Below are 23,818 nucleotides of genomic sequence, written 5' to 3' on the forward strand. Positions count from 1 at the left end.
GTCCACCCCGCATGGGACCGCCATGCATCAGGCGCGGCCACGCTAGGGCTTCCGCGCTCGGCCTGACCAGAGGGAAGTCACGGAGCCATTCCTCCGGTCTGCGGTGGCAGGCCGGGGCGGTTCGCGAGGATAACGTAGCGGAGCGGGAACTGGCGGATGGGGTGGGATTCGAACCCACGATACCCTTTTGAGGTATACACACTTTCCAGGCGTGCGCCTTCGACCGCTCGGCCACCCATCCAGCGCAGGGCCGGGGGTATAGCAGCCTTTGCCCGTCCGACAAGAGGGAAGAGCGCAGGCTCAGACTCGACGGGAGTTTTTCCGCAACCACCCAGCCCTTACGGGGGGCATTTGCGGACCCTCCCCGGGGGTGGCGCGAAGAGATACGCGCTGAACGCAGGAAGGACCCGCGATTTTTTCGGCCCGAAAACCCCGATTTTTCTTGCGGCCCGGGCCGCTGTGCCCCATATGCGCCGCCGTTGACCTGATCGACCCCGATCGCCCTGGTCATCTTCTGGTGGGAAGGAGCCCTCAAACCATGGACGCTCTCGTTTCTCCGCTGGGGATGGTTTCGGATAGCAGCCCGAGCGAAGCCCAGTTTGTTGACAGCCCGAACGGCGAGGCGAAGGACTACTTCGTCGAGCGCGACGGCGTGCGCTTTGCCGGCACGCACCTGATCGTCGATCTGTGGGGCGCGACCAATCTCGATGATCCCGCGCACATCGATTCCGTGCTGCGCGAGGCCGCGATCGAGACCGGCGCGACCATCCTGCACGGCCACTTCCACCACTTCTCCCCGAATGGTGGCGTGAGCGGCGTGCTGGTCCTGGCCGAGAGCCACGTCTCGATCCACACTTGGCCCGAGCGGTCCTATGCCGCGCTCGACATCTTCGTCTGCGGCATCTGCAACCCCTACAAGGCGGTGCCGGTGCTGAAGAAGGGCTTCCTGCCCGAGCGCGTTCAGCTCGCCGAGCACAAGCGCGGCCTGATCGGCTGACGCCAGCCTGTCACGTGACGAGGCCGGGGGCGGGATCCTAAGGTCCCGCCCTCTTCGCGTTCCACGAGGATACATCCCCATGCCGACCGATTCCTGGGTGAACGAGACCCTCTATCCCGAATGGGGGCAGCGCTTCCAGGTGAAGCGCGAGCTGGCCCGCGTCCAGAGCGACTTCCAGGACATCATGATTTTCGAGAGCTACACGCATGGCCGCGTGATGCTGCTCGATGGCGTGGTGCAGATCACCGAGAAGGACGAGTTCGTCTATCAGGAGATGCTGGCCCATGTGCCGCTGCTGGCGCATGGCGATGCCCGGCGCGTCCTGATCATCGGTGCCGGTGACGGCGGCGTGCTGAAGCGCGTTCTGCAGCATCGCAACGTCGAGAAGGCCGTGATGGTCGAGATCGACGGCGAGGTGATCCGGCTGTGCAAGGAGCATCTGCCCGACATCGGTGGCGAGGCCTGGAACGACCCGCGGGCCGAGGTGATCGTGGGCGACGGCATCGACTACGTCCGAAAGGCGCCGGCCGGCAGCTTCGACGTGGTGATCGTCGATTCCACCGACCCGATCGGCGTCGGCGAGGTGCTGTTCACCGACGAGTTCTATGCCAACGCGGCGCGGCTGCTGTCCGATCGCGGCCTGATCGTCAACCAGTGCGGCGTGCCGATCATGCAGGCCGAGGAACTGGCCGAGACGTCCGTCCGCCGCGGCAAGGCCTTCCCGGACATCTGGGCCTATGTCGCCGCCGTGCCGACCTATGTCGGCGGTTTCATGACCCTGGGCTGGGCGGCGAAGGATGCCACCCTGCGCCAGGTGGACAGCGCCACCCTCCGCGACCGCGCCGAGGCCGCCGGAATTCTGGGCCGGACGGAGTACTGGACGCCGGAGATCCATGCCGGCGCCTTCAACCTGCCGCCCTATATCAGCCGGCACCTGCCGCAGGGCTGAACCCGCTCACCGCTCCGCCAGCAGCCTCTCCAGGCGGCGGCGGAGACCTTCCAGCGGCGAACGAACCTCCCCGCGCGCCCGCGCGGGCAGGGCCAGGGCGGCGAGGCACAGGCCACCGACCTCGGCCTCGATCCCGCTGAGGTCGACAGCGCGCCGGCCTTGCCGCAGCCCCTCGGCCAGGGCCAGGGTGGCGTCGAGCGCGGCGAGGCCGGCCAGCACGGCGGGGAGGGCGGGGTCGTTCATGCCGCCATCCTCTAGCGCGATCCCCTAATACTTCGCTGCGACGGCGCGCCGTGCCTCCTTAACCCTTTCCTTGCCTCCTGCGGCGATCCTGCCACCCGGAAGCCAGGGGGCGGGATGGATGGAACTGACGCGGGCGCTGGAGATCTCGGTCCGCCGACTGCAGTCGGAGCGGCCGCAGTTGCTGGAACGCGCCCGCCGCGCCGCGCGCGAGCAGGGCGCATGGTCGCGGATCGTGCCGGAGGCGCCGGCGTGCGGGCCGGTTTCCCCGCCCGGGCACGCCCGGTCCCTGCGGACCAGCCTGTCGCTGGTCACGGAAGCCCTCGCCCTGCTGGCGGAGGATAGGGACTGACATCACCGCTTCGTGAGGATATCATCCGGTCATGAAGCGCCTTGCCGATCTGTGGCTCCTGGGAGAGCAGCGCCAGGGCGCCTTCGAGGCCCTGTTCGAGGCGCTTCCCGAAGCCGCGCTCCTGCTGGAGCGGTCGGGGCGGGTCCGCGGCGCGAATCCGGCTCTTCGCCGCGCCCTCGGCCCCGCCTATCCGGTGCAGGCCGGCATGGCGCCGGACGCCCTGTTCCAGCCCGAGTCACGATCCCTGCTGACCCAATGGCTGGCCCGGGGCGGCGCGGCGCCGGCGGAGCTGCGTCTGATCGCGCCCGAGGGCATGCCCGGCCTGCCCGTGGCGCCGATCCGCCTCGGCCTGCCCGATGGCGGGGCGGTGCTGCTGCTGCAGGATCTGGCGCAGCGGCAGCTGATGGCGGCGAAGGTGGCCGAGGCCGAGAGGCTGCAGACGCTCGGCACCCTGGCGGGCGGCATCGCGCACGACTTCAACAATATCCTGGCCATCATCCTCGGCGCCGCCGAGGGCGCGGAGCGGCTTTCGGGCCCCGCGGCGGCGGCGGAGCTGCAGCAGATCCGCGAGGCGGCGGAGCGCGGCGGCGGGCTGGTGCGGCAGTTGCTCGCCTATGCCCGGCAGCAGGTCCTGGCGCCACGGCTGGTGCCGCTGAACCAGGCGGTCTCCGGGGTGGCCCGGCTCCTGACGCCGCTGCTGGGGCCGGACATCCGGCTGGAGCTGGCGCTGGAGAAGCCGGAGCGCACGGTGCGGATCGACCCGTCGGAGTTGGACCGGGTTGTCATGAACCTGGCGATGAACGCCCGCCAGGCCATGCCGACGGGTGGCAGGCTGCGACTGGCCACCGGCCGGCAACTGCTGCTGCAGGCCTTGCCGGCGATGCCGGAACCGGTGCCGGCCGGACGATGGACCGTGCTGGAGGTCAGCGACTCCGGTCTGGGCATTCCGCCGGAGATCCTGCCGCGCATCTTCGAACCCTTCTTCACCAGCCGTGCCCAGCAGGGCGGAACCGGCATGGGTCTCGCCACCGTGCATGGCATCGTCCGCCAGTCGGGCGGCTATCTGACCGTGAGCAGCCGGCCAGGGGAGGGGACCTGCTTCCGCATCCTGCTGCCCCGCGTCGAGGAGGCCGCGCCTCAGGCCGTTGCCGATGGTGCGGCGGAAGGCCCGGCGCCATCCCCCCTGATGGCGGCGGGCGGAATGGCGGCACCCTTGCTGCTGGTCGAGGATGAGGGGCTGCTGCGGCAGCTCGCGGAGCGCAGCCTCCGCCGCGCGGGCTGGGAGGTGGTCGCGGCGGAGGATGCCGAGGCGGCGCTGGACCTGGTGGAAGCCGGGCTCGCGCCTCGCGCCCTGGTATCCGATGTCATCATGCCCGGCATGGACGGCCTGGCGCTCTGCGGCCGGCTGCGGCATCGCTTCCCGGCCCTGCCGGTCCTGCTGACCAGTGGCTATGCGCCGTCCATGGTCGAGACGGGCGTGGAGGGCGAGGGTCTTCGCTTCCTGGCCAAACCTTATGCGCCGGCCCAGCTCGTGGAGGCGGTGAAAGCCCTGCTTCCACGCTGATCCTCTTGCGGAACGAGGCATAAGCGAACATATAGGGAACTCGAAATCTGGGGCGGCAGAGAATTAAACCTGGGATTGAATAGCTCTCTGGGTTCACTGACGTCACAGGAAAATGATATCCTGGCCCTGCCTTATCGAATGCATCGCGCCGGGATAAGCACTGAACCGGTCAGTGTCTCCGATCCATATAGACAGCCGCTTGGCGAAGGGGTTCCAGAATGGACAAGAACAAGGCGCTCGATGCCGCGCTCAGCCAGATTGAACGGGCCTTCGGCAAGGGCTCGATCATGCGCATGGGGGCCAAGCAGCAGTCGGACGAGATCGAGGTCGTCCCGACCGGCTCGCTCGGCCTCGATCTGGCGCTGGGCATCGGCGGCCTGCCCAAGGGACGCATCGTCGAGATCTACGGGCCGGAAAGCTCGGGCAAGACGACGCTGGCGCTGCACGCCATCGCCGAGGCGCAGAAGCGCGGCGGCACCTGTGCCTTCCTTGATGCCGAGCACGCGCTGGACCCGGGCTATGCCCGCAAGCTCGGTGTCGATGTGGACAACCTGCTGATCAGCCAGCCCGATGCGGGCGAGCAGGCGCTGGAGATTGCCGACACGCTGGTGCGTTCCGGCGCGGTCGATGTGCTGGTGGTCGATTCCGTCGCCGCTCTGGTGCCGCGCGCCGAGCTGGAAGGCGAGATGGGCGACAGCCATGTCGGCCTGCATGCCCGGCTGATGAGCCAGGCGCTGCGCAAGCTGACCGGCTCGGTCTCTCGCTCCAACACGCTGCTGATCTTCCTGAACCAGATCCGCCTCAAGATCGGCGTCATGTTCGGCAACCCCGAGACGACGACGGGCGGCAACGCGTTGAAGTTCTATGCCTCCTGCCGGCTCGAGATCCGCCGCATCGGCCAGATCAAGGACCGCGAGGAAGTCACCGGCAACCAGACCCGCGTGAAGGTGGTGAAGAACAAGATGGCGCCGCCGTTCCGGCAGGTCGAGTTCGACATCATGTATGGCGAGGGCGTGTCCAAGGTCGGCGAGCTGCTGGACCTCGGCGTCAAGGCGGGCGTGGTCGAGAAGTCCGGTGCCTGGTTCAGCTGCGACAGCCAGCGCATCGGTCAGGGGCGGGAGAACGCCAAGCAGTTCCTGCGCGACAATCCGGCCATGGCCGAGAGCATCGAGCAGCGCATCCGCGCGCAGGCCGGCGTCGTCGCCAACAGCATGCTGGCGGGGCCCGAGGAGGAGGGGGACGCCGCGGCCGCCGAGTAGGGCGGAAGCGGCGCCGCCTCACGCAGTGGCGCGAGTCTGATAAGGGGCCCCGTGGGGCCCCTTGCCATGTCAGCGGCCTAGCAGGCCGCGCAGAATGTCGACCGGCCCGGGGGGGCGCGGGCGGCCGCCTGACGGCGCGGGGGATTCGGCCGGTACCGGGCCGGAATGGCCACCCCGGGCCACGCTCAGCTGCTGCGCGCAATCCGGCAGGCTTCCGGCGGGCCGGTCCGCCAGTTGCTGCGCCAGCCGCCCCAGGACCGAATCGCCGCTTTCCGCCTGCCGGCTCATCAACTCCCCCAGGATGCCGGCGGCCGCTTCGGGCACCCGCGCGGAATCGAGGCGGTAGCTGGGCGCCGCGAAACTGCCGCCCACCACCACCGGCGCCGTCAGGCCGAGGCCGCCCAGCCGGAGCTGCGGCAGCAGTCGCAACGCCAGCCGCTCCTGGCCCAGATCGATCTCGCCGCTGCCCACCACGTCGGCGAGGCCGGTCTCGATCAGCATGGCCTGCGGCCGGGCGATGCCATCACGCAGCTGCAGGCGGAGCGCCAGGCAGCGCAGCGCCGTTCCCGCCTCCGCCGGGGCGCCCGGCAGCATCAGGCGGCGCAACTCACCGCCCAGACGTTCCAGCAGGCGGTTCTCGATCTGCCCATTGGCCATGGCCAGTGCCAGATGACCGCTCAGCGTTCCGGCCAGGGACCGGAGATCCTCGCCCGCGCCCTGCAGATCCGCCTCCAGCTCCAGCAGGCCGCTGCCCTGGGGCGGCAGGCCATAGCCTTGCAGCAGTGGCCGGAGGTCGAGGCCGCCGCCTTCATGCCGCAGCGCCAGCGAGAGGCGGGGCGGGGCCGCAGCGCCATCGGCGGCCAGGCTGCCGGCCAGACGGCCGCCGGGCAGGCTGAAGGCCAGGGGGGCGATCCGGAGCTGCCCGCCCTCCAGGGCCAGATGGCCCTGGATCTGGCTGTAGGTCACGCCGCGCAGCCTCAGCTCCGCGATGTCCAGGGGTCCCTCGGCATCCAGCCCCCGCAGGCGCGCCAGCGGCAGGGGCAAGGCCGGGATCACACGGCGCGGCCCGGCCTCGGCGGGCAGGGGCGGGCGGGGCGGAACCGCCGGGGTGCCGCCCGCCGGGTGGGGCGCGGCCGGCTGCGGCGGCGGTGCCGAGAGCAGGGCATCAAGGTCGAGGCGCGGCGCCGAAAGCGCCCATCGCAGGCTCGGACGCGCCGCGCCCGCCTGCCAGCGCAGCGTGCCGCCAAGGGAGGCTTCCCGCGACGACAATCGCAGATCCTCGAGCGACAGCGCCGTGCCGCCGGACCAGTCGAAGGCCGTGGCGAGATGGGCCTCGGTCAGGCGCGGCCCGGGCAGGCCCAGGGCGGTGAGGAGCGGCGCCGTGTCCGCCCCACGGCCCTCGAACCGGCCTTGGGCCTCGAGCGGGGCGGTGCCGCTGAGCGCCCCCTGCAGCCGCGCCTCCAGCCCCGCGGCCCGCAGCGTGGCCTCGAGCGGCCAGGGGCCCGGCGCCGCCAGGGCGGCCAGAGGGGGAAGGCGGGCCTCGCCCTGCCAGGCCAGGCCGCGCCACTGACCGGACAGGCTGGCCTCACCGGGCCCTTCACCATCGGTGAAGCGGAGGCTGCCGGCGCCCAGCACCAGATCGGGCGCCAGGGGGGCCATCGCGCCGCCGGCGAGGCTGGCGGAGAGGCCGAGCAGGCGCGGCGGCCGCCCCGGCCCCGCATCGCTCAGCGAGGCCTGCACGGCGAGACCTTCCAGCGCCGCGGGCCAGGGCTGCGCGGGCGGCAGGAAAGGCGACAGCCGCCCCAGCCGATCGGCCGAGGCCTCGACCTGCAGGCGCCAGCCCGCCAGGGCCTCCGGCCGGGACAGGCTGCCCTGAACCTGCAGGCGCAGGCCGGGCGATGTCGCGGTCAGTTCGAGCGGCCAGTCCGCCGGCTCGGCGCTGGCACCCGTGAGGCGCGGCAGGGGGCCGGTCGCGCCTTCCACGGCGATCTCGACGCCCCGCAGCGCCAGCTGTCCGCGCAGGCCCAGCGGCGATGCCGGCTCCGGCGCGGTCAGGGCGAGGTCGCGGATCCCCAGCGTCTCGTGCCCCCCGCCGCGCGCGTCATGCCAGGTGAGCCGGCCGCCCTCGATGAGGATCTCCGAGACCGAGAAGGCCAGCGGCCGCGCGGCCCGGCCGTCCTGCGCCGCGGGTGCGGGCCCGGGCGCGTCGGCGGCGGGGGGAGGCGGTGGCCGGAAGCGCCAGTTGCCCTCGCCCGCAGCATCGACCTCCAGCAGCACATCCGGCTCGACGAGGCGGATGCGCTCGAAGGCCAGCTGCCGCGAGAGCAGCGGCAGCAGCGCCAGCCGCGCCTCCATGCGCCGGGCGGTCAGCATCTCCGGCCGGCTGCCACCTGGCGCATTGGCCAGCGAAACGCCTTCCAGCGTCACCGTCGGCAGCAGCGAGAGCTTCACGCCCACCGGCCCGCCGAGGGTCAGCCTCCGCCCGGTCGCCTGCTCCACGGCGGCGATGACGCGCGGGCGCAGCACCGAATCCCGCAGCAGCCATTGCGCCGCGCCCCAGACGAGCAGCGGCGCGGCGACGAGGCCGGCGCCCGCGACGATCAGGAGGCGGCGGGCCATGGCTCAGCCCTGCCGCCGGGGCGGCGGCGTGCGCGGCTTCTCGAAGCCCAGCGTCTCGAAGCTCTCCAGCATGTGCGGCGGCAGCGGCGCCGTGACCTCCAGCGTGCCGCCCTCGGGATGCGGCACGCGGATGGCGCGGGCGTGCAGGTGCAGGCTGTGCGAGAGATTGTCCAGATGCGCGGCCTGGCCGCCATACTTGCCATCGCCCAGGATCGGGCATTCCAGCGCCGCGGCGCAGTGCACGCGGAGCTGGTGGGTGCGACCGGTCAGCGGCCGGAGCTCCAGCCAGGTGGCATGCCGCCGCGCCACGTCCACCGTGCTGAACTCGGTGATGGCATGCGCGCCCTCCCGGCCCTCCGCCGGGGCGGTGCGCTCGCCGTGCGGGCCGCCGAGCTTGGCCAGCGGCATGTCGATGCGCCCGGCCTGATATTGCGGCTGCCCGACCACGATCGCCCAGTAGGTCTTCTCCGCGTCCCGCCCCCGGAAGGCGGCGGCGAGCCGGCCGGCCGCGCGAGGGTCGCGCGCCAGCAGGATGACGCCGGAGGTGTCGCGGTCCAGCCGGTGCACCAGCCGCGGCCGCTCCTCATGGCCGAAGCGCAGCGCGTCCAGCATTCCGTCCAGGTGCCGCCGGATGTTCGGGCCGCCCTGCACCGGCAGGCCGTGCGGCTTGTTCAGGGCGATGACGCTGTCGTCGCGGTAGAGAATCATCGTCTCCAGCAGGCGCGCATCCGCCTCGCTGACCCCCCGCTCGCGCGGCGCCGCCTCCGGCGCGGGACCCTCGGGCAGGGGAGGGATGCGGATCTCCTGTCCGCGCTCAAGACGGGTATTGGCCTCGGCGCGCTTGCCGTCCACGCGGATCTGTCCGGTGCGCAGCAGCTTCTGCAACGCGCCCTGGGTGAGCTGCGGGAAATGGCGGCGGAACCAGCGGTCCAGCCGGGAATCGGCGTCCGCCGCGTGCACGGTGCGGTGCTGGATGGTCATGGGCGGGAAGTAGCCGCCGGCCAGGGCGGCGTCGAGCCAATTCCGCTTGACAAAAAGGAATAAATTCCTTATTCCCTTACTTCCTTACCAGCCTTGGGAGCGTCCGATGCGGATGGCGAAACTGACCAGCAAGAACCAGCTCACCTTGCCCGCATCGGTGGTCGAGGCATTGGGCCGGCCCAGCTACTTCCGCGTGCAGGTTCATGAGGGCGTGCTCCTCCTCTGGCCCGGCCGGTGGGTAGGCGTGGAACTGCCTGGCGATGGCCATGAGGATAAGGCGGCAGCATCAGCGAAGTAAAGGAAAATATACCCACTGAGGCCCAGGGGATGAAAGCCGCCGCGCTTTCCCGGGTCGTGACGATGCCTCCCCCTCCGCACCGGTCGGAGGAGCGGTGGTCCATGGCGGGCCGTTCGCCTGCGGCATGGTGAAAAACGTCAGCCCGCCAGGGCGCGGCCAAGTGCATGGCCCAGGCCGAAGGTCATGGCGAAGGCCCCGAGGCCGCCCGCCAGCGTCAGCGCCAGGTAGCCGGCGCCGAGGGCGGGCGAGCGCAGCGCCAGCGTGCCGACATCCAGCGAGAAGGCGGAGAAGGTGGTGAAGCCGCCGAGCAGGCCGGTGATGACCAGGGCGCGGCTCTCGGGCGAGAGATGGACGCCCGCCAGCATCAACCCGCCGAGCAGGCCGATCACGGCGCTGCCGGCGACGTTCACCGCCAGCGTGCCCCAGGGCAAGAAGACCCCGAACCAGCGGGCGAACCAGATGCCGGCGGCATAGCGGAGCAGCGAGCCCGCCGCGCCCCCCAGGGCCACCAGCGCCAGCAGCGACGGGGCGAAGGGCGTCACGCGGCGTCAGCCCGCGGGCAACGGCGGATGCGGCTTCTCCCGCCCGGAGCCAGGGTCGAGCGCCCCGCCCGCCGGGCCGGTGTACCAGGTGGCGTCTTCCGGTGCGGCGGACATGCGGGCCCTCCTGCCTTGCGCGCGCGATCCTGCCAGCCCGGCACGGCCGGCGCCAGCCGCGGAGGACAGCGCCACGCCGGACCTCAGTCGGGCGGGCGGCGGCGCGCCTTCAGGCCGGCCCAGTAATCCAGCCGCCGCTTCACGTCGCGCTCGAAGCCGCGTTCGTTCGGCGCATAGAAGGCGGCCTCTCCGAGCGCCTCCGGCAGGAAGTCCTGGCCGGCATAGGCGTCGGGGTAATCGTGGTCGTAGCGGTAGCCGGCGTGGCGGCCCATCTCCTTCATCAGCCGGGTCGGGGCGTTCAGGATGCGCATCGGCGGCGCCAGGTGGCCGCTGCGCTTCGCCGCCGCCATGGCGGACTCCCAGCCCAGGTAGCTGGCGTTCGATTTCGGCGCGGTCGCCACGTAGTTGATCGCCTGGGCCAGGAAGAGCCGCCCTTCCGGCCAGCCGATGCGCTCGAAGGCCTGCCAGGCGGTGAGGACCTGCACCATGGCCTGGGGATCGGCCATGCCGATATCCTCCGAGGCGGCGCAGGCGAGGCGGCGGAACACCGCCTCGGGCGCCTCGCCGGCATGCACCATGCGGGCGGCGTAGTAGAGCGCGGCATGGGGGTCGGAGCCACGCAGCGACTTGTGGAAGGCGCTGAGCAGGTCGTAATGCCCGTCGCCGGCCTTGTCGTGGCTGGGCATGCGCCGCTGCAGAAGCTGGCCCATATCCTCCACCGTGAGGTTCTCGCCCTCCGCCAGCACGAAGATCTGCTCGGCCATGTTCAGCATGTAGCGGCCATCGCCGCCGGCCATGTCGATCAGCGCCTGCCGCGCCTCGGGGACTAGGGGCAGGGGGCGGCCGAGATGCGCCTCCGCCCGCTGCAGCAACAGGCCCAGTGCCTCCGCCCCCAGGGCGTTGAGGATGAAGACGCGGACGCGGGAGAGGATGGCGCCGTTCAGCTCGAAGGAGGGGTTCTCCGTCGTCGCGCCGACCAGGGTGATGGTGCCGTCCTCGATATAGGGCAGGAAGGCGTCCTGCTGGGCGCGGTTGAAGCGGTGGATCTCGTCCACGAAGAGCAGCGTGCCGCGCCCGCCGGCGCGCCGGGCCCGCGCCGCCTCGAAGACCCGGCGGAGGTCGGCGACGCCGCCCTGGATGGCGGAGACCGCCTCGAAGTGGAGATCGGTCGCGCCGGCCAGCAGGCGCGCGATGGTGGTCTTGCCCGTGCCGGGCGGGCCCCAGAGGACCATCGAGGCGATGGCGCGCGCCGCCACCATCCGGGCCAGCGGTCCCTGGGGGCCGAGCAGGTGGTCCTGGCCGGTCACCTCCGTCAGGCTGGCGGGGCGCAGGCGGTCGGCCAGGGGACGATCGACCAGGGGGCGGGGAGCCTGGTCGTCGAACAGGCCCGGCGGGGAACCAGGGGAAGGACCGGGGGAGGTGGGCATCGTCGGCATTATATAGGGCGCGGCGCGCGGGCCTTCCCACCATCCGCCCGCCGCGCTACGTCAGCAGGCATTTTTCCTCCGACCAAACCTCCCCCGGCGGGGCCAAGAGCGGGCGACACAGCGGACGATGACCAGCAGCAACGACATCCGGGCCACCTTCCTCGACTATTTCGCCCGCAATGGCCACACGGTGGTGGATTCCTCGCCCCTGGTGCCGCGCAACGACCCGACGCTGATGTTCACCAACAGCGGCATGGTGCAGTTCAAGAACGTCTTCACCGGACAGGAGCGCCGCCCCTACAGCCGCGCCACCACGGCGCAGAAATGCGTGCGCGCCGGCGGCAAGCACAACGACCTGGACAATGTCGGCTACACCGCCCGCCATCACACCTTCTTCGAGATGCTCGGGAACTTCTCCTTCGGCGACTACTTCAAGGAACAGGCCATCGAGCATGCCTGGACCCTGCTGACGCGCGACTTCGCGCTGCCGAAGGAGAAGCTCCTGGTCACGGTCTTCTCCGAGGACGAGGATGCGGCGGCGCTGTGGCGCAGGATCGCCGGGCTCGGCGCCGAGCGGATCATCCGCATCCCGACCAGCGACAACTTCTGGCGCATGGGCGATACCGGCCCCTGCGGCCCCTGCTCCGAGATCTTCTACGACCACGGCCCCTCCATCCCCGGCGGGCCGCCCGGCAGCCCGGACGAGGACGGCGACCGGTTCATCGAGATCTGGAACCTGGTCTTCATGCAGTATCTCGAGGAGCCGGCGGGGACGCGAAACCCGCTGCCGCGCCCCTCGATCGACACCGGCATGGGGCTGGAGCGCTTCGCCGCCATCCTGCAGGGCAAGCACGACAACTACGACACCGACACCTTCCGTGCCCTGATCCTGGCGAGCGCCGAGCTGACCGGGCAGGCGGCGGACGGGCCGTTCAAGGTCAGCCACCGCGTCGTCGCCGATCATCTGCGCTCGGGCGCCTTCCTGATCGCCGATGGCGTCATGCCGTCGAACGAAGGGCGCGGCTACGTGCTGCGCCGCATCCTGCGCCGCGCCATGCGCCACGCCCATATGATGGGCGCGAAGGAGCCGCTGCTGCACCGCCTGCTGCCGGTGCTGGTGCGGCAGATGGGCGCCGCCTATCCCGAGCTGGTCCGCGCGGAGGCGCTGATCGGCGAGACGCTGAAGCTGGAGGAGACGCGCTTCCGCAGCCTGCTGGAGCGCGGCCTCGGCCTGCTGGCGGAGGAAAGCGCACGACTGGGGGAGAAGGGCACGCTGCCGGGCGATGTCGCCTTCCGCCTCTACGACACCTTCGGCTTCCCGCTCGACCTGACGCAGGACGCGCTGCGCGGCGAGGGCAAGGCGGTGGACGTGGCCGGCTTCGAGGCCGCGATGGCCGAGCAGAGGCAGCGCGCCCGCGCCGCCTGGGCCGGCTCCGGCGAGGCCGCCACCGAGACGCTCTGGTTCGACCTCAAGGAGCAGCTCGGCGGCGCCACCGAGTTCCTGGGCTATTCCACCGAGAAGGCCGAGGGCGAGATCCTGGCCGTGGTGTCCGAGGGCCGGCTCGTCGGGCGCGCGGGTCCGGGCAGCGAGGTCGCGGTGGTGCTGAACCAGACGCCCTTCTATGCCGAGAGCGGCGGCCAGGTGGGCGACAGCGGCGTCATCACCGGCACGGATGGCCTGCGCATCGCCGTGCGCGACACGCAGAAGAAGCTCGGCCTCTTCGTGCATCTCGGCACGGTCGAGGCGGGAGAGGCGGAGCCGGGCCGGGCGGTGGTGGCCGAGGTCGAGCACGGGCGCCGCGGCGCCATTCGCGCCCACCATTCCGCCACCCACCTGCTGCATGAGGCGCTGCGCCGCCGCCTGGGCGACCATGTCGCGCAGAAGGGCAGCCTGAACGCGCCGGACCGCCTGCGCTTCGACGTGTCCCAGCCGACGCCGATCGGGCCGGAGGACCTGGCCTGGGTCGAGGCCGAGGTAAATGGCCGCATCCGCGAGAACGCCGAGGTGGTGACACGGCTGATGACGCCCGAGGCGGCGGTGGCGGCCGGCGCCATGGCCCTGTTCGGCGAGAAGTATGGCGACGAGGTGCGGGTGGTCGGCATGGGTTACGATCCGGAGGCCACGGCCCGGCACGGCGTCTATTCGCTGGAGCTCTGCGGCGGCACGCATGTCCGGCGCACCGGTGATATCGGCCTGTTCAAGATCGTCTCCGAGGGCGGGGTTTCCGCCGGCGTCCGCCGCATCGAGGCGGTGACGGGCGCCACCGCCCTGGCGCTCGTGGAGCAGGCCGAGAAGACCCTGCGCGAGGCGGCCGCGACGCTGAAGGTGTCACCGGCCGAGCTGCCGGCGCGGATCGTGGCGCTCACCGAGGAGCGGCGGCGGCTGGAGCGTGATGTCGCCGAGCTTCGCAAGCAGCTGGCCACCGGTGGCGGCGCCGCCGCGGCGGAGGAGGTGGGCGGGCTCAGGCTCGCCGCCCGCAACCTCGGCGACGTGCCGCCGCGCGACCTGAAGGGCCTGGCCGATGCCATCCTGAAGTCCGGCGCGGCCGATGTCGTGGCGCTGGTCTCGACGGCCGAGGGCAAGGCGAGCATCGTGGTGGGCGTGGGCGAGGCGGCCCGGGGGCGCGCGGATGCCGTGGCGCTGGTGCGGGCCGGCAGCGCGGCGGTCGGCGGCAAGGGCGGCGGCGGCCGCCCCGACATGGCGCAGGCCGGCGGCCCCGACGTGGCCCAGGCGGATGCGGCGCTGCAGGCCATCCGCGCCAGCCTGGCCGGCTGAGGGTGCGATGACGGAGCGGTGCCGGGCGCGCGATCTCGGCCTGCGGCCCGGCATCTTTCCGCCCGGGCCGCTCAACGCCATCTCCGACTGCACCGGTGTGCGCGTCGGACAGGTGACGCGGATCGAGGGCGACGGGCTCCGCAGCGGCGTCACCGCCATCCTGCCGCACGGGGGCAATCTCTATCAGGAGCGCGTTCCGGCCGGGCTGTCGGTGATGAATGGCTACGGCAAGCTCGCGGGCGCGACCCAGCTGCGCGAGCTTGGCGAGCTGGAGACGCCGATCGTGCTGACCAATACTCTCGCGGTCGGGCGCGCCGTGGAGGCCGTGGTGGACTGGACGCTGCGTCAGCCGGGCAACGAGGCCGTCCTGTCCGTCAACGCCCTGGTGGGCGAGACCAATGACGGGCGGCTGAACGATATCCGGGCCCGGGGCGTCACGGCCGCCGATGTGTTCGCCGCGCTGGAGTGCGCCGTCGAGGGTCCGGTCGCGGAAGGCAGCGTGGGGGCGGGCACGGGGACCCTGGCCTTCGGCTGGAAGGGTGGCATCGGCACCGCCTCGCGCCGGCTGCCCGGGGCGCTGGGCGGCTTCACCCTGGGCGCGCTGGTGCAGAGCAACTACGGCGGCAACCTGACGATGGACGGCGTGCCCGTCGGGCGCGAACTCGGCCGCTTCTATCTGCGCGACCATGCCGATCGTGGTGACGCCGATGGCTCGGTCATGGTGGTGCTAGCGACCGATGCGCCGCTCTCGGACCGCAATCTCTCTCGCCTGGCGCTGCGCGCCATGGCCGGGCTGGCGCGCACCGGCGCGGCCTTCTCCGACGGCTCGGGCGACTATGCCATCGCCTTCTCGACCCATCCGGAGGTGCGGCGCGGTCAGGAGCGGGTGCCGGACTGGCCCAATGCGCGCATGTCGCCCCTCTTCGTGGGCGCGGCCGAGGCGGTGGAGGAGGCGGTGCTGAATTCCCTGCTGATGGCGACGACCGTGGAGAGCCGCGACCCGCTGAGCGGACGCCGCCGGCGCGGTGAGGCCATCGACCTCACCGCGCTGCGCGAGGTCCTGGCGCGGCACGGACGCCCCTGACGGCGCGGCCTCCGGCGCCTTCCCCTCTCAGGCCTCCGGCTGGGCCGGGGTGTGGCTCTGGCTCTCCAGATAGGCCAGGCGCGCGGCCAGGTCGTCGGCGCGGCAGATCATGAAGCCGAGCAGGCAGAAGCTGCGGCCGTCCTCGGCCACGGCCTCCGTCTCGAACTCCACCTCCAGCAGGCCGCCATCGCGGGTCTCCGGCAGGTCCAGCATGACCGTGACCTGCTCCCCGGGACCGGGCTCGATGGTGAAGCGCCGCGTCACGGCACCGGTGGCGCAGAGAAGGGCGGGCAGGCCGCATCCCGGGGCCGGCTTCAGCTCGAGATAGAGGCGCAGGGCCGCGTCGGAGCCAGCCGGAGCCAGGGGAAGGCGCAGGCCCACCGCCGCATTCCCGGCCCAGGCACCCTCCTCCGACAGCGCATGCCAGCCGGCCCCGCTGAGCGTCGCCGCCGCGCTGGCCAGATGCAGGTCCGGCCGGTCCAGCATGCTGCGGCGGACGGCATAACGCCGCGCCAGCTCGATCGGGGCACGCCGGCCAGCTTCCGGGCCGGGCTGGCGCGCCAGGCCGCGGGTGGCGTCGAGGACCTGGTCCTTGATGGCGCTCCAGCTGCGCGGGCGCCCCTTCTCGCGCGCCTTCTCCTCCTGCGCGGCGCGGAACTCGGGATCGAAGATCAGCGCCTCCAGCTTCGACTGGAGGTCCGGCAGGCTCTGCGGCGTGAAGTAGAGAGCGGCCTCGCCGCCGGCCTCGGTCAGGGCGGAATGGCCCGCGGTAAGCACCGCCTTGCCATGCGCCAGCGCCTCGGTGATGGGCAGTCCCCAACCCTCGTAGTGGCTGTTGTAGACCGAGAAGAGGCAGTGCTCGTAGAGCGCGTCCAGCTCCAGGTCGGAGATGCGCGACAGGATCACGACGTGCCGCTGAAGCTCCGGCGCGTTGCGCAGCAGGGCGAGCGCCGCCTCCGCGTGCCATCCCGCCTTGCCGACGCAGACCAGGCGCGGCACGCGGGCGGGGCCGTACTGCCGCAGAAGGGCCAGCCAGGCGCTGAACACCAGGAGGTGGTTCTTCCGGCTCTCGATGGTGGCGACGAAGAGAACGTAGGGCTCGCCGGGCCGCAGGACACGCAGCGCCGGCATCGCCGTGTCGCCACGGGCCGGCATGGCCTCGCGCGGGTCGCCATCCAGCCGGATGACCTGGCCCGGCAGGTCCAGCCCCGGCATCAGCCGCTGCAGCTGGTGCCGCACGTCGCGCAGCGTGTTCTCCGAATTGCAGAGCAGGCCATGCGCGTGCAGGCCCAGCGCGCTGAACCAGCGGGCATAGTCCTGTACCATGGTGTGCAGGCAATGCTCCGGCACGACGAGGGGCACGCAGTCGTGCACGAAGGGGACGTAGCGCACGCCATGGCGCCGCTGGATCTCGCGCAGCGCCCGGAAATAGTCCGGAAAGCCCCAGGAATTGCCCAGATTGACCAGCAGGGTGCCCGCCGGGAAGGCGAGGGCGGGCGCGCGTCCCACGGCCTCGCGCAGCGTGTCCCGCGCCAGGGTCCAGTCCGGGTCCTCGGTGTCGGATCCGCTGGCCGCCAGTTCGCAGAGCGTGGCGAATCGCGCGGGCTCGACAGCGTGCCAGCAATGCTGCGCTGGATCGTAGGAAACGAGGGCGATCTCCACCCCCTCGGGGAGCGGCTCGCCAAGGGCACGGCCGAGAATGCTCATCTGGACGCGCTGGATGCCGGTCGGCGTCCGCGCGCCATTGAAGTAGTCGAGCACGTCCGTGACATCGAAGGCGAGCTGATGGACCTGATCCGACAGGGTCTCGGCCTGTCCGTCGGGCTCCGGCAAGGCGGGGGCGGGCGGCTCCTCGGTCAACCACTCGGCGCTGGCGGAGGCTTCCTGCCAGGCGTCGGGATTCTCCGGGTCCAGCGAAAGCGCGCGGGCATAGGCCTCGGCGGCCTCGTGCCGGAGGCCGAGCAGCTTGAGCGCGTGGCCGAGCTGCAGATGGAGATCCGCATCCTCGGGCGCCAGCTCCAGCGCCGCCTTGTAGCGCTCCAGCGCCGCCGCGACGCGCCCCGCCTCCTTCAGGCAATGCCCTTCCTGAACGATCAGCGACCAGGCATCCGGCCGCAGCGTGACCACGCGGGCGTAGAGCCCCGCGGCTTCCTCCCAGGCGCCGAGGGCGCGATGGGCGTCGGCGACCGCGAGCAGAGCGTCTGGATCGTCCGATCCGCCAGGGGTGAGCGTCAGCTCGGAGGAAGCATGATCCATACAGTCCTCACCGCGAGAAAGGACGGGAGCCCCGCGCTCTCCGATCAACTCCAAGTAACTGGTAAGGCATCTCTCAGCAACCGTTCGGCAGCGGGACTCCAGCTGTCACCCTCATGCAAGGCGATCCCCGGCAGGATCCGGTCCGGTCCCCGGCCGAGCCGTCGGCCCTGGACTAGCGCACGCCGCGCGGCCTGACCGGCGCGGGGCCAGAGCGGCAGCAAGGCCAGGCTCCCGCACCGCGCGCCCCGCAGGGCCTCCGCCCCGGCGAGAGCCTGCTCGGCGGGCAGGACCAGGGTGAGGCTGCCGTCGCGGCGGAGCGGCCGTGCCAGCGCCTGGGTCCAGGCGGCGAGGTCCGGCCCCATGGCCTGATGCGTCGCGCCCGCCCGCAAGGCTCCGGGCGGGATCGTGCCGGCGGGCCAGTAGGGCGGGTTGGCCATGGCGTGATGCACGGGCGGCAGGGCCCGCGTCAGCGCGCGGTCGGCGATGTCGCCGGTCAGCACCGTCAGGCGCTCCGCGACGCCGTTCAGGGCGGCATTGTCCCGCGCCAGCCCGGCCAGGTCCGGATCGCGCTCGATGGCGTAGACCGTGATGTCCGGTACGCGCGCCATCAGGCAGAGGGCAACGGCGCCGCTGCCGCAACCGCCCTCGAGCACGATGTCCCCGGGCCGCGCGGGGATGGCGGCGGCCAGCAACACCGCGTCCAGCCCGGCGCGCAGCCCGCCGCGCGGCTGGCGCAGCCGGACCCGGCCGTCGAGCAGGCCATCCAGCGTCAGGTCGGCGGCATCCATGAGCCTCAGTCCGCGACCTCTTCGCCCGCCTCGCGCAGGACCCGACGGGCCCGGCCATAGGCGTCGTCAGCGACAACCAGGCGGCGGGGAAAGGCGCCGATGCCGCCATGCAGCGCGCTGACATGGCCATCCAGCACCAAAACCTCGATGCCGGCATCGCGCAGCAGGGCCGCCAGGAAGGACAGGCGAACGGGATCGGGGCTCTCCGCCAGGACCTGCACGGCGACGGTCTCCCTGTTGCATCCCGCTCCCGCGGCGTGCGCTTCCGGCCGGGGACGAACCGGCGGGGGGCGGTGCCTTGCTGGGCCCCATCCCCGTAGCTATGGTGCGCGTCCCAGCGAAGAGGTCAATGGTCGCGTGAACTTTCCGGACGCACCGATGCGCAGCCGTACCGAGGCATCCGTCACGCCCGCGACCCGGGATGGCGAGGATGCGCTGACCGCGCTAGTCGGGCTTGTGGGCGAGGATCTGCAGGCGTGCAACCGGCTGATCGTCGAGCGCATGCAGAGCCCGGTGCATCTGATTCCGCAGCTGGCGGCGCATCTCATCGCCGCGGGGGGCAAGCGGCTGCGTCCGCTGCTGACCCTGGCCGCCGCGCGGCTTTGCGGCTACCGGGGCGAGCGGCATATCGGCCTCGCCGCCTGCGTCGAGTTCATCCACACCGCCACGCTGCTGCATGACGACGTGGTGGACGAGAGCGAGCTGCGCCGCGGCCAGGCCAGCGCCAATGCCATCTTCGGCAACAAGGCCAGCGTGCTGGTGGGGGACTTCCTCTTCGCCCGTGCCTTCCAGCTGATGGTGGCCGACGGCTCGCTCGAGATCCTCGACATCCTGTGCAGCGCGGCCGCCACCATCGCCGAGGGCGAGGTGTTGCAGCTCGTCATCCAGAACGACACGGCCTCGACCGAGGCGCAGTATCTCGAGGTGATCGAGGGCAAGACCGCCGCGCTCTTCGCCGCCGCGACCAAGGTGGGCGCCGTGGTGGCCGACCGGCCGCGCCACGAGGTGACGGCGCTGGAGAGCTATGGCCGCAACCTCGGTATCGCCTTCCAGCTGGTGGATGACGCGCTGGACTATTCGGCGCAGCAGGAGCGGCTGGGCAAGACCGTCGGCGACGACTTCCGCGAGGGCAAGATCACCCTGCCCGTGCTGCTCGCCTTCGCGCGGGGCGATGCCGCGGAGCAGGATTTCTGGCGCCGCGTGCTGGAGCAGCGGGAGCAGGGCGAGGACGATCTCCGCCACGCCCTGGGCCTGATGCAGCGCCATCGCGCCATCGAGGACACCATCGCGCGGGCGCGCCATTATGGCGATCTGGCGCTCGCCGGCCTGGAGCCCTTCGCGGAGGGGGCGGAACGGCGCGCACTGGCGGGCATCGTCGAATTCTGCATCGCGCGGGCGCGCTAAGAGGTCCACCCGACCCTTGCGGCCCTCGGCCGCCTTGTGCGAATGTCGCTGACATGTCAGCGACATTTGGATTGATCCGCGATGAGCGTTCTGCCGCCCCTTGAGCCGCCCGCCTCCCTGACCGGGCAGGCGGTGGCGGCCTTGCGCCGCGAGATCCTGACCACGCGCCTGCTGCCGGGCGCCAGCCTCAGCGAGGCGAGCGCGGCGCAGATGCTGGGACTGGGCAAGGCGCCCGTGCGCGCCGCCCTGGCGCGGCTGGCCGAGGAAGGGCTGGTGCAGGCGGTGCCGCGGCGTGGCTGGATCGTCTCGCTGGTGACCATCCGCGATATCCATGAGGTCTTCGGCCTGCGGCTGCTGCTGGAGCCGGAGGCGGCGCGGCGGGCGGCGGGGCGGGTGGACGCGGCGCTGCTGCGCCGCCTCGATGCGGTCTGTGCCTGTGGCTACCAGCCGGAGGATGAGGACAGCACGCATGCCTTCCTCGACGCCAACAAGGCCTTCCACGTCACCATCGCCGAACTCTCCGGCAACGGGCGCCTGGCGCGGCAGGTCGACCGGCTGCTGGACGAGAGCACGCGGATGCTGGCCCTCGGCCTGCGGCGGCGCGACCGCACCGGGGAGATGGCGCATGAGCACCACCAGCTGATCGAGGCGCTGGCCCTGGGTCATGCGGAGGAGGCGGCGCGCATCATGCGCGGGCAGGTCGAGGCCTCACGCCGGATGGTGCTGGATGCGCTGATCGAACCCGATTCCGCCCTGTTCATCTGAGAGGGAGCCGGACATGTCCTACATCTCCAAGGGATCCGCGCTGCGCGCCATGCTGCGCGACATCGCCATCGCCGTCGCGGGCGATCCCGGCGGGCGCCCGCGCCGTGTCGCGGAGGCCCTGCGGCCCTTCCTGAACGATCCGCTGCTGCTGGCCGGGCTGGACTGCGCCTCGCGCCCGGAAGGCTATACGCGACATCTGCTGCAGGCCGACCCGGACGGGCGATACGCCGTCGTCGCGCTGAGCTGGCGGCCGGGGCAGATGAGCCCGATCCATGCGCACCGCACATGGTGCAGCTTCGGCGTGCACCGGGGCGTGCTGACGGAGGGATATTATCGCGGCGTGGAGGAGGGGCACCCGGCGCAGACGGCGAGCCTGCTGCACCGCCCGGGCGCCATCGTTCATGGCGCGGCGGACCCGGCCGCGGCGCACCGGCTGGCCAATCTGGATGGAGAGGAGGCCCTCTCCATTCATGTCTACGGCGCGGCCTTCGAGCGCTTCGGCCAGGACGTCAATCTGGTCTACGCCGCCTGACGGAGGGCGGCGCGGCCTGGTCCGTCCTGTGCCGGGTCAGTCCTTGTGCTGGTCGGGCGCCGCGTCGCTGTTGAGCGTGATGTACTTGGGCAGGCCGATCTGCTTGATCAGGTCGAACTGCGTCTCCAGGAAGTCGGCGTGCTTCTCCTCATCCGCCAGGATGCGCAGCAGCAGATCGCGCGAGACGTAGTCGCGCACGCTCTCGCAATGGGCGATGCCATCGCGCAGGTCGTTGATCGCCTTCTCCTCGATCTTCTGGTCGCAGCGCAGCACCTCCTCGACATTCTCGCCGATGAGGATCTGGTTCAGGCGCTGCACATTCGGCAGCCCGCCGAGAAAGAGAATGCGGTTGATGAGGTCATCCGCATGCTTCATCTCCTCGATGGACTCGGCATATTCGTGCTTGCCGAGCTTGGTCACGCCCCAGTTGTCCAGCATGCGGGCATGCAGGAAATACTGGTTGATGGCCGTCAGCTCGTTGGTGAGCTGAGTATTCAGATACTCGATGACCTTCGGATCGCGCAGCATGACGGAACTCCGTGCCTGGAACTTTCAGGCGCGGAGGTTTAGCGATCCGCTGAACTCAGTCAAGTTGTTGTTTTTGCTTGTGAATGAGACTGAGAGACGATCTCAGTTGCCACCCAGCGCGGATTGTTCCGCGGGCTGATCGCGGAGGATGGAGAGCATGGTGCCGGTGCAGCAGCCGCACTGCGCGTTGCAATTGCAGGCGGCATAGACCTCTTTCGGACGGCGCGCGCCCTCGGCGATGGCGGAGCGGATCCGCGCGTCGGTGAGGCCATTGCAGATGCAGACATACATGAGGCAGGCACCACGGCTGTCGATTTGCAATTGATAGACGCTCGCAAACCGATCTGCAAGTCATTCGCAGTCTCGCAACACCGCCAGAACGGCCTTGCCGTAGCGCTCCAGCTTGGTGGCGCCGACGCCGGGAATGGTCCCGAGCGCGGCCAGATCGGCCGGGCGGAGCGCCGAGATCTCCGCCAGCGTGCGGTCCTGGAAGATGACATAGGCCGGCACGCCCTGGGCCGTCGCAGTCCGGCGGCGCCAGTCGCGCAGCGCGCTGAAGCAGGGATCGGCCGTCATGGCCGGGCCCGCCTGGCTCTTGGTGGCCAGCCGGCCGGCCGGCGGCAGGACCAGCTCCTCCCGGAGCATGATCGAGGCCTCGCCCTTCAGGACGGGGCGGGCGGCCTCGGTCGGCACCAGCTCGCCGTGATTCTCCACCGCGACATCGAGCACGCCCTGCGCGACGAGCTGCCGCGCGACGCCCCGCCAGGTGGCTTCCGGCAGGTCCCGCCCGACGCCGAAGGTGGGCAGCTGGTCGTGCCCGAACTGGGTGACCTTGGCGGTGCTGCGGCCCTGCAGCACATCGACCACATGGCCGAGGCCGAAGCGGCGGCCGGTGCGCAGCACGGCGGAGAGCAGCTTCTGCGCCGCCACCGTGCCGTCGAACAGCCGTGGCGGGGCCTGGCAGATGTCGCACTGGCCGCAGGCTTCCGGCGCGGCCTCCCCGAAGCAGCGCAACAGGATCTGCCGGCGGCAGGTGGCGGCCTCGGCGATGCCCACCATGGCGTCGAGGCGCTGCCGCTCCACCCGTTTCTGCTCGTCGGCGGCGCCGCTTTCGCCGATGCGGTGACGGGCCAGCGCGATGTCGCCCGCGCCGTAGAGGAGGAGGGCCCGGGCCGGCAGCCCGTCGCGTCCGGCGCGGCCGATCTCCTGGTACCAGCTCTCGGGGCTGCGCGGCAGGTCGGTATGGGCGACGTAGCGCACATCGGGCCGGTCGATGCCCATGCCGAAGGCAATGGTCGCCGCCATGATGACCGCATCGCCCCGGGCGAAGCGGCGGTGGGCCTCGCGTTTCTCCCGCGGCTCGAGCCCGGCATGGAACACCAGGGCGTCGTGCCCGTCCTGCCGCAGCCAATCCGCCGTCTGCTCGGCCTTCCGCCGCGTGCCGCAATAGATCAGCCCGGCGCCGCTGCCGTCGCCGGCGGTGGCGATGAAGCGACGGAGCTGCGCGCGCTCCTGCTCGCGGGGCTGGGCGGCGATGTGGATGTTCGGCCGGTCGAAGCTGGCACGGAAGAGGGGGCTTTGCTCGAGCCGGAGCTGGCGCTGGATGTCCAGCACCGTCCGCGGGTCGGCGGTGGCGGTCAGGGCGAGCCGCGGCACTTCGGGGAAGCGTTCGGCGAGCACCGGCAGGGCGCGATACTCGGGGCGGAAGTGGTGCCCCCATTGGCTGACGCAATGGGCCTCGTCGATGGCGAAGAGCGCGATCCGCATCTCGTCCAGCCGCGCCAGCGTGGCCTCGTTGGTCAGCCGCTCGGGCGAGACGTAGAGCAGCTTCAGCTGGCCACGGTTGAGCTCCCGCCAGACGCCGCGCGCCTCCTCGGGATCGAGCTCGGAATGCAGCGCGGCGGCGGCGATGTCCTGCTGGCGCAGCGCCGCGACCTGGTCCTCCATCAGCGCGATGAGCGGCGAAACCACGACGCCGAGGCCCGGGCGGCACAGGGCGGGAACCTGGAAGCAGAGGCTCTTGCCGCCGCCGGTCGGCATCAGCACCAGGCCGGATCCGCCGGCGACGGCGTGGCGCACCACCTCTTCCTGCATGCCCCGGAAGCCGCCATGGCCGAAGACCTGATGCAGGACTTCAAGCGGGTCGCGCGGCGGGGTCATGATGCGGCAGGGATCCGTTTGGGCATGAGGCGGCGACCGTCACGGCGGGCTGCGAGAGACCCGGTCAGCCTTGGGGGAGCGGGGGAAGTAGCGGCTGAGGGGGCCAGGGGGCAAGTCCGCACCACTCCGGAGCGTGCGGCGGGTCGGGCCGACATGACGCAGAAACGCCCTGTTTTGGGGGTG

The 23,818-nt window shown here is 71.5% G+C and carries 22 protein-coding genes and 1 tRNA gene; 11 read left to right on the forward strand and 12 right to left on the reverse strand.

Annotation, left to right across the window (positions count from 1 at the left end):
• Positions 1 to 150: 150 nt before the first annotated feature.
• Positions 151 to 241: transfer RNA gene (locus tag D9598_RS02635), tRNA-Ser, on the reverse strand.
• Between the two features lie 297 nt (positions 242 to 538).
• On the opposite strand from D9598_RS02635, the gene speD reads away from it, so the two are divergent.
• Together speD and speE are read left to right on the forward strand one after the other, a co-directional pair.
• A complete protein-coding gene (gene speD, locus D9598_RS02640; RefSeq protein WP_198364830.1) occupies positions 539 to 997 on the forward strand; it encodes an adenosylmethionine decarboxylase in 459 nt (152 codons plus the stop codon).
• 79 nt (positions 998 to 1,076) lie between these two features.
• Complete coding sequence (gene speE / locus D9598_RS02645) at positions 1,077 to 1,946, forward strand: polyamine aminopropyltransferase (protein WP_198364831.1); 870 nt, start codon at positions 1,077 to 1,079, stop codon at positions 1,944 to 1,946.
• A 6-nt stretch (positions 1,947 to 1,952) separates the two neighbouring features.
• Here speE and D9598_RS02650 read toward each other — a convergent pair whose 3' ends face one another.
• Entirely contained in the window at positions 1,953 to 2,189 is a 237-nt protein-coding gene (locus tag D9598_RS02650; RefSeq protein WP_198364832.1) for a hypothetical protein, read from the reverse strand.
• A gap of 118 nt (positions 2,190 to 2,307) precedes the next feature.
• Here D9598_RS02650 and D9598_RS02655 point away from each other — a divergent pair, with 118 nt between their 5' ends.
• The 3 genes from D9598_RS02655 to recA all read left to right on the forward strand — a co-directional run bounded on the left by D9598_RS02655 (position 2,308) and on the right by recA (position 5,361).
• Positions 2,308 to 2,538: a hypothetical protein gene (locus D9598_RS02655; RefSeq protein ID WP_198364833.1), complete on the forward strand. Its 231-nt coding sequence runs from the start codon at positions 2,308 to 2,310 to the stop codon at positions 2,536 to 2,538.
• Positions 2,539 to 2,569: 31 nt separating this feature from the next.
• Positions 2,570 to 4,102 carry an ATP-binding protein gene (locus D9598_RS02660; protein WP_198364834.1) on the forward strand — a complete coding sequence of 511 codons (1,533 nt, stop codon included), beginning with the start codon at positions 2,570 to 2,572 and terminating at the stop codon, positions 4,100 to 4,102.
• A gap of 218 nt (positions 4,103 to 4,320) precedes the next feature.
• Entirely contained in the window at positions 4,321 to 5,361 is a 1,041-nt protein-coding gene (gene recA, locus D9598_RS02665) for a recombinase RecA (RefSeq protein WP_198364835.1), read from the forward strand.
• A gap of 69 nt (positions 5,362 to 5,430) precedes the next feature.
• On the opposite strand, the gene D9598_RS02670 is transcribed toward recA, so the two are convergent.
• Both D9598_RS02670 and D9598_RS02675 read right to left on the reverse strand, forming a co-directional pair.
• Complete coding sequence (locus D9598_RS02670) at positions 5,431 to 7,980, reverse strand: AsmA family protein (protein ID WP_198364836.1); 2,550 nt, start codon at positions 7,978 to 7,980, stop codon at positions 5,431 to 5,433.
• 3 nt (positions 7,981 to 7,983) lie between these two features.
• The gene (locus D9598_RS02675; protein ID WP_198364837.1) at positions 7,984 to 8,961 is read right to left on the reverse strand and encodes an RluA family pseudouridine synthase; all 978 of its coding nucleotides are present in this window, start codon (positions 8,959 to 8,961) and stop codon (positions 7,984 to 7,986) included.
• A gap of 112 nt (positions 8,962 to 9,073) precedes the next feature.
• Here D9598_RS02675 and D9598_RS02680 point away from each other — a divergent pair, with 112 nt between their 5' ends.
• Positions 9,074 to 9,259 carry an AbrB/MazE/SpoVT family DNA-binding domain-containing protein gene (locus tag D9598_RS02680; protein WP_198364838.1) on the forward strand — a complete coding sequence of 62 codons (186 nt, stop codon included), beginning with the start codon at positions 9,074 to 9,076 and terminating at the stop codon, positions 9,257 to 9,259.
• Positions 9,260 to 9,396: 137 nt separating this feature from the next.
• Here D9598_RS02680 and D9598_RS02685 read toward each other — a convergent pair whose 3' ends face one another.
• Positions 9,397 to 9,801 carry a CrcB family protein gene (locus tag D9598_RS02685; RefSeq protein ID WP_198364839.1) on the reverse strand — a complete coding sequence of 135 codons (405 nt, stop codon included), beginning with the start codon at positions 9,799 to 9,801 and terminating at the stop codon, positions 9,397 to 9,399.
• A gap of 197 nt (positions 9,802 to 9,998) precedes the next feature.
• Complete coding sequence (locus D9598_RS02690; protein ID WP_198364840.1) at positions 9,999 to 11,342, reverse strand: replication-associated recombination protein A; 1,344 nt, start codon at positions 11,340 to 11,342, stop codon at positions 9,999 to 10,001.
• Between the two features lie 127 nt (positions 11,343 to 11,469).
• Between D9598_RS02690 and alaS the strand changes: the two genes are divergently transcribed.
• Together alaS and D9598_RS02700 are read left to right on the forward strand one after the other, a co-directional pair.
• Positions 11,470 to 14,118: an alanine--tRNA ligase gene (gene alaS / locus D9598_RS02695; protein ID WP_198364841.1), complete on the forward strand. Its 2,649-nt coding sequence runs from the start codon at positions 11,470 to 11,472 to the stop codon at positions 14,116 to 14,118.
• 7 nt (positions 14,119 to 14,125) lie between these two features.
• On the forward strand, positions 14,126 to 15,202 hold the full coding sequence (locus D9598_RS02700) for a P1 family peptidase (RefSeq protein ID WP_198364842.1): 1,077 nt from the start codon (positions 14,126 to 14,128) through the stop codon (positions 15,200 to 15,202).
• 27 nt (positions 15,203 to 15,229) lie between these two features.
• Here the strand turns inward: D9598_RS02700 and D9598_RS02705 are convergent, their stop codons facing one another.
• From D9598_RS02705 to D9598_RS02715, 3 genes are read right to left on the reverse strand one after another with little or no spacing between them, the layout of a single operon-like run.
• Positions 15,230 to 17,458, reverse strand: a complete 2,229-nt coding sequence (locus tag D9598_RS02705) for a glycosyltransferase family 1 protein (RefSeq protein WP_198364843.1) — start codon at positions 17,456 to 17,458, stop codon at positions 15,230 to 15,232.
• 44 nt (positions 17,459 to 17,502) lie between these two features.
• A complete protein-coding gene (locus D9598_RS02710; RefSeq protein WP_198364844.1) occupies positions 17,503 to 18,246 on the reverse strand; it encodes a tRNA1(Val) (adenine(37)-N6)-methyltransferase in 744 nt (247 codons plus the stop codon).
• Between the two features lie 5 nt (positions 18,247 to 18,251).
• Positions 18,252 to 18,467, reverse strand: coding sequence for a DUF2007 domain-containing protein (locus tag D9598_RS02715; RefSeq protein WP_198364845.1), 216 nt, complete (start codon positions 18,465 to 18,467; stop codon positions 18,252 to 18,254).
• Positions 18,468 to 18,624: 157 nt separating this feature from the next.
• Between D9598_RS02715 and D9598_RS02720 the strand changes: the two genes are divergently transcribed.
• The 3 genes from D9598_RS02720 to D9598_RS02730 all read left to right on the forward strand — a co-directional run bounded on the left by D9598_RS02720 (position 18,625) and on the right by D9598_RS02730 (position 20,947).
• Positions 18,625 to 19,650: a polyprenyl synthetase family protein gene (locus D9598_RS02720; protein WP_198364846.1), complete on the forward strand. Its 1,026-nt coding sequence runs from the start codon at positions 18,625 to 18,627 to the stop codon at positions 19,648 to 19,650.
• 81 nt (positions 19,651 to 19,731) lie between these two features.
• Positions 19,732 to 20,415, forward strand: a complete 684-nt coding sequence (locus D9598_RS02725; RefSeq protein ID WP_198364847.1) for a GntR family transcriptional regulator — start codon at positions 19,732 to 19,734, stop codon at positions 20,413 to 20,415.
• A 13-nt stretch (positions 20,416 to 20,428) separates the two neighbouring features.
• On the forward strand, positions 20,429 to 20,947 hold the full coding sequence (locus D9598_RS02730; RefSeq protein WP_198364848.1) for a cysteine dioxygenase family protein: 519 nt from the start codon (positions 20,429 to 20,431) through the stop codon (positions 20,945 to 20,947).
• 36 nt (positions 20,948 to 20,983) lie between these two features.
• Here the strand turns inward: D9598_RS02730 and bfr are convergent, their stop codons facing one another.
• The 3 genes from bfr to recQ all read right to left on the reverse strand — a co-directional run bounded on the left by bfr (position 20,984) and on the right by recQ (position 23,635).
• On the reverse strand, positions 20,984 to 21,475 hold the full coding sequence (gene bfr, locus D9598_RS02735; RefSeq protein WP_198364849.1) for a bacterioferritin: 492 nt from the start codon (positions 21,473 to 21,475) through the stop codon (positions 20,984 to 20,986).
• 102 nt (positions 21,476 to 21,577) lie between these two features.
• Complete coding sequence (locus tag D9598_RS02740; protein ID WP_232476810.1) at positions 21,578 to 21,796, reverse strand: bacterioferritin-associated ferredoxin; 219 nt, start codon at positions 21,794 to 21,796, stop codon at positions 21,578 to 21,580.
• Positions 21,797 to 21,826: 30 nt separating this feature from the next.
• Positions 21,827 to 23,635 carry a DNA helicase RecQ gene (recQ, locus tag D9598_RS02745; protein WP_198364850.1) on the reverse strand — a complete coding sequence of 603 codons (1,809 nt, stop codon included), beginning with the start codon at positions 23,633 to 23,635 and terminating at the stop codon, positions 21,827 to 21,829.
• Between the last annotated feature and the right edge of the window lie 183 nt (positions 23,636 to 23,818).

Source organism: Roseomonas sp. KE0001 (assembly GCF_016107285.1).
GTDB lineage: Bacteria > Pseudomonadota > Alphaproteobacteria > Acetobacterales > Acetobacteraceae > Pseudoroseomonas.

What these genes read in the sequence shown, in the direction of transcription:
- D9598_RS02655 (WP_198364833.1), top strand. Translation starts at nt 2,308, where the DNA reads ATGGAACTGACGCGGGCGCTGGAGATCTCGGTCCGCCGACTGCAGTCG.
- D9598_RS02650 (WP_198364832.1), bottom strand. Translation starts at nt 2,189, where the DNA reads ATGAACGACCCCGCCCTCCCCGCCGTGCTGGCCGGCCTCGCCGCGCTC.
- D9598_RS02710 (WP_198364844.1), bottom strand. Translation starts at nt 18,246, where the DNA reads ATGGATGCCGCCGACCTGACGCTGGATGGCCTGCTCGACGGCCGGGTC.
- D9598_RS02675 (WP_198364837.1), bottom strand. Translation starts at nt 8,961, where the DNA reads ATGACCATCCAGCACCGCACCGTGCACGCGGCGGACGCCGATTCCCGG.
- speE (WP_198364831.1), top strand. Translation starts at nt 1,077, where the DNA reads ATGCCGACCGATTCCTGGGTGAACGAGACCCTCTATCCCGAATGGGGG.
- D9598_RS02705 (WP_198364843.1), bottom strand. Translation starts at nt 17,458, where the DNA reads ATGGATCATGCTTCCTCCGAGCTGACGCTCACCCCTGGCGGATCGGAC.
- D9598_RS02680 (WP_198364838.1), top strand. Translation starts at nt 9,074, where the DNA reads ATGGCGAAACTGACCAGCAAGAACCAGCTCACCTTGCCCGCATCGGTG.
- D9598_RS02725 (WP_198364847.1), top strand. Translation starts at nt 19,732, where the DNA reads ATGAGCGTTCTGCCGCCCCTTGAGCCGCCCGCCTCCCTGACCGGGCAG.
- D9598_RS02690 (WP_198364840.1), bottom strand. Translation starts at nt 11,342, where the DNA reads ATGCCCACCTCCCCCGGTCCTTCCCCTGGTTCCCCGCCGGGCCTGTTC.
- D9598_RS02660 (WP_198364834.1), top strand. Translation starts at nt 2,570, where the DNA reads ATGAAGCGCCTTGCCGATCTGTGGCTCCTGGGAGAGCAGCGCCAGGGC.
- D9598_RS02730 (WP_198364848.1), top strand. Translation starts at nt 20,429, where the DNA reads ATGTCCTACATCTCCAAGGGATCCGCGCTGCGCGCCATGCTGCGCGAC.
- D9598_RS02670 (WP_198364836.1), bottom strand. Translation starts at nt 7,980, where the DNA reads ATGGCCCGCCGCCTCCTGATCGTCGCGGGCGCCGGCCTCGTCGCCGCG.
- speD (WP_198364830.1), top strand. Translation starts at nt 539, where the DNA reads ATGGACGCTCTCGTTTCTCCGCTGGGGATGGTTTCGGATAGCAGCCCG.
- recQ (WP_198364850.1), bottom strand. Translation starts at nt 23,635, where the DNA reads ATGACCCCGCCGCGCGACCCGCTTGAAGTCCTGCATCAGGTCTTCGGC.
- D9598_RS02700 (WP_198364842.1), top strand. Translation starts at nt 14,126, where the DNA reads ATGACGGAGCGGTGCCGGGCGCGCGATCTCGGCCTGCGGCCCGGCATC.
- alaS (WP_198364841.1), top strand. Translation starts at nt 11,470, where the DNA reads ATGACCAGCAGCAACGACATCCGGGCCACCTTCCTCGACTATTTCGCC.
- D9598_RS02720 (WP_198364846.1), top strand. Translation starts at nt 18,625, where the DNA reads ATGCGCAGCCGTACCGAGGCATCCGTCACGCCCGCGACCCGGGATGGC.
- recA (WP_198364835.1), top strand. Translation starts at nt 4,321, where the DNA reads ATGGACAAGAACAAGGCGCTCGATGCCGCGCTCAGCCAGATTGAACGG.
- bfr (WP_198364849.1), bottom strand. Translation starts at nt 21,475, where the DNA reads ATGCTGCGCGATCCGAAGGTCATCGAGTATCTGAATACTCAGCTCACC.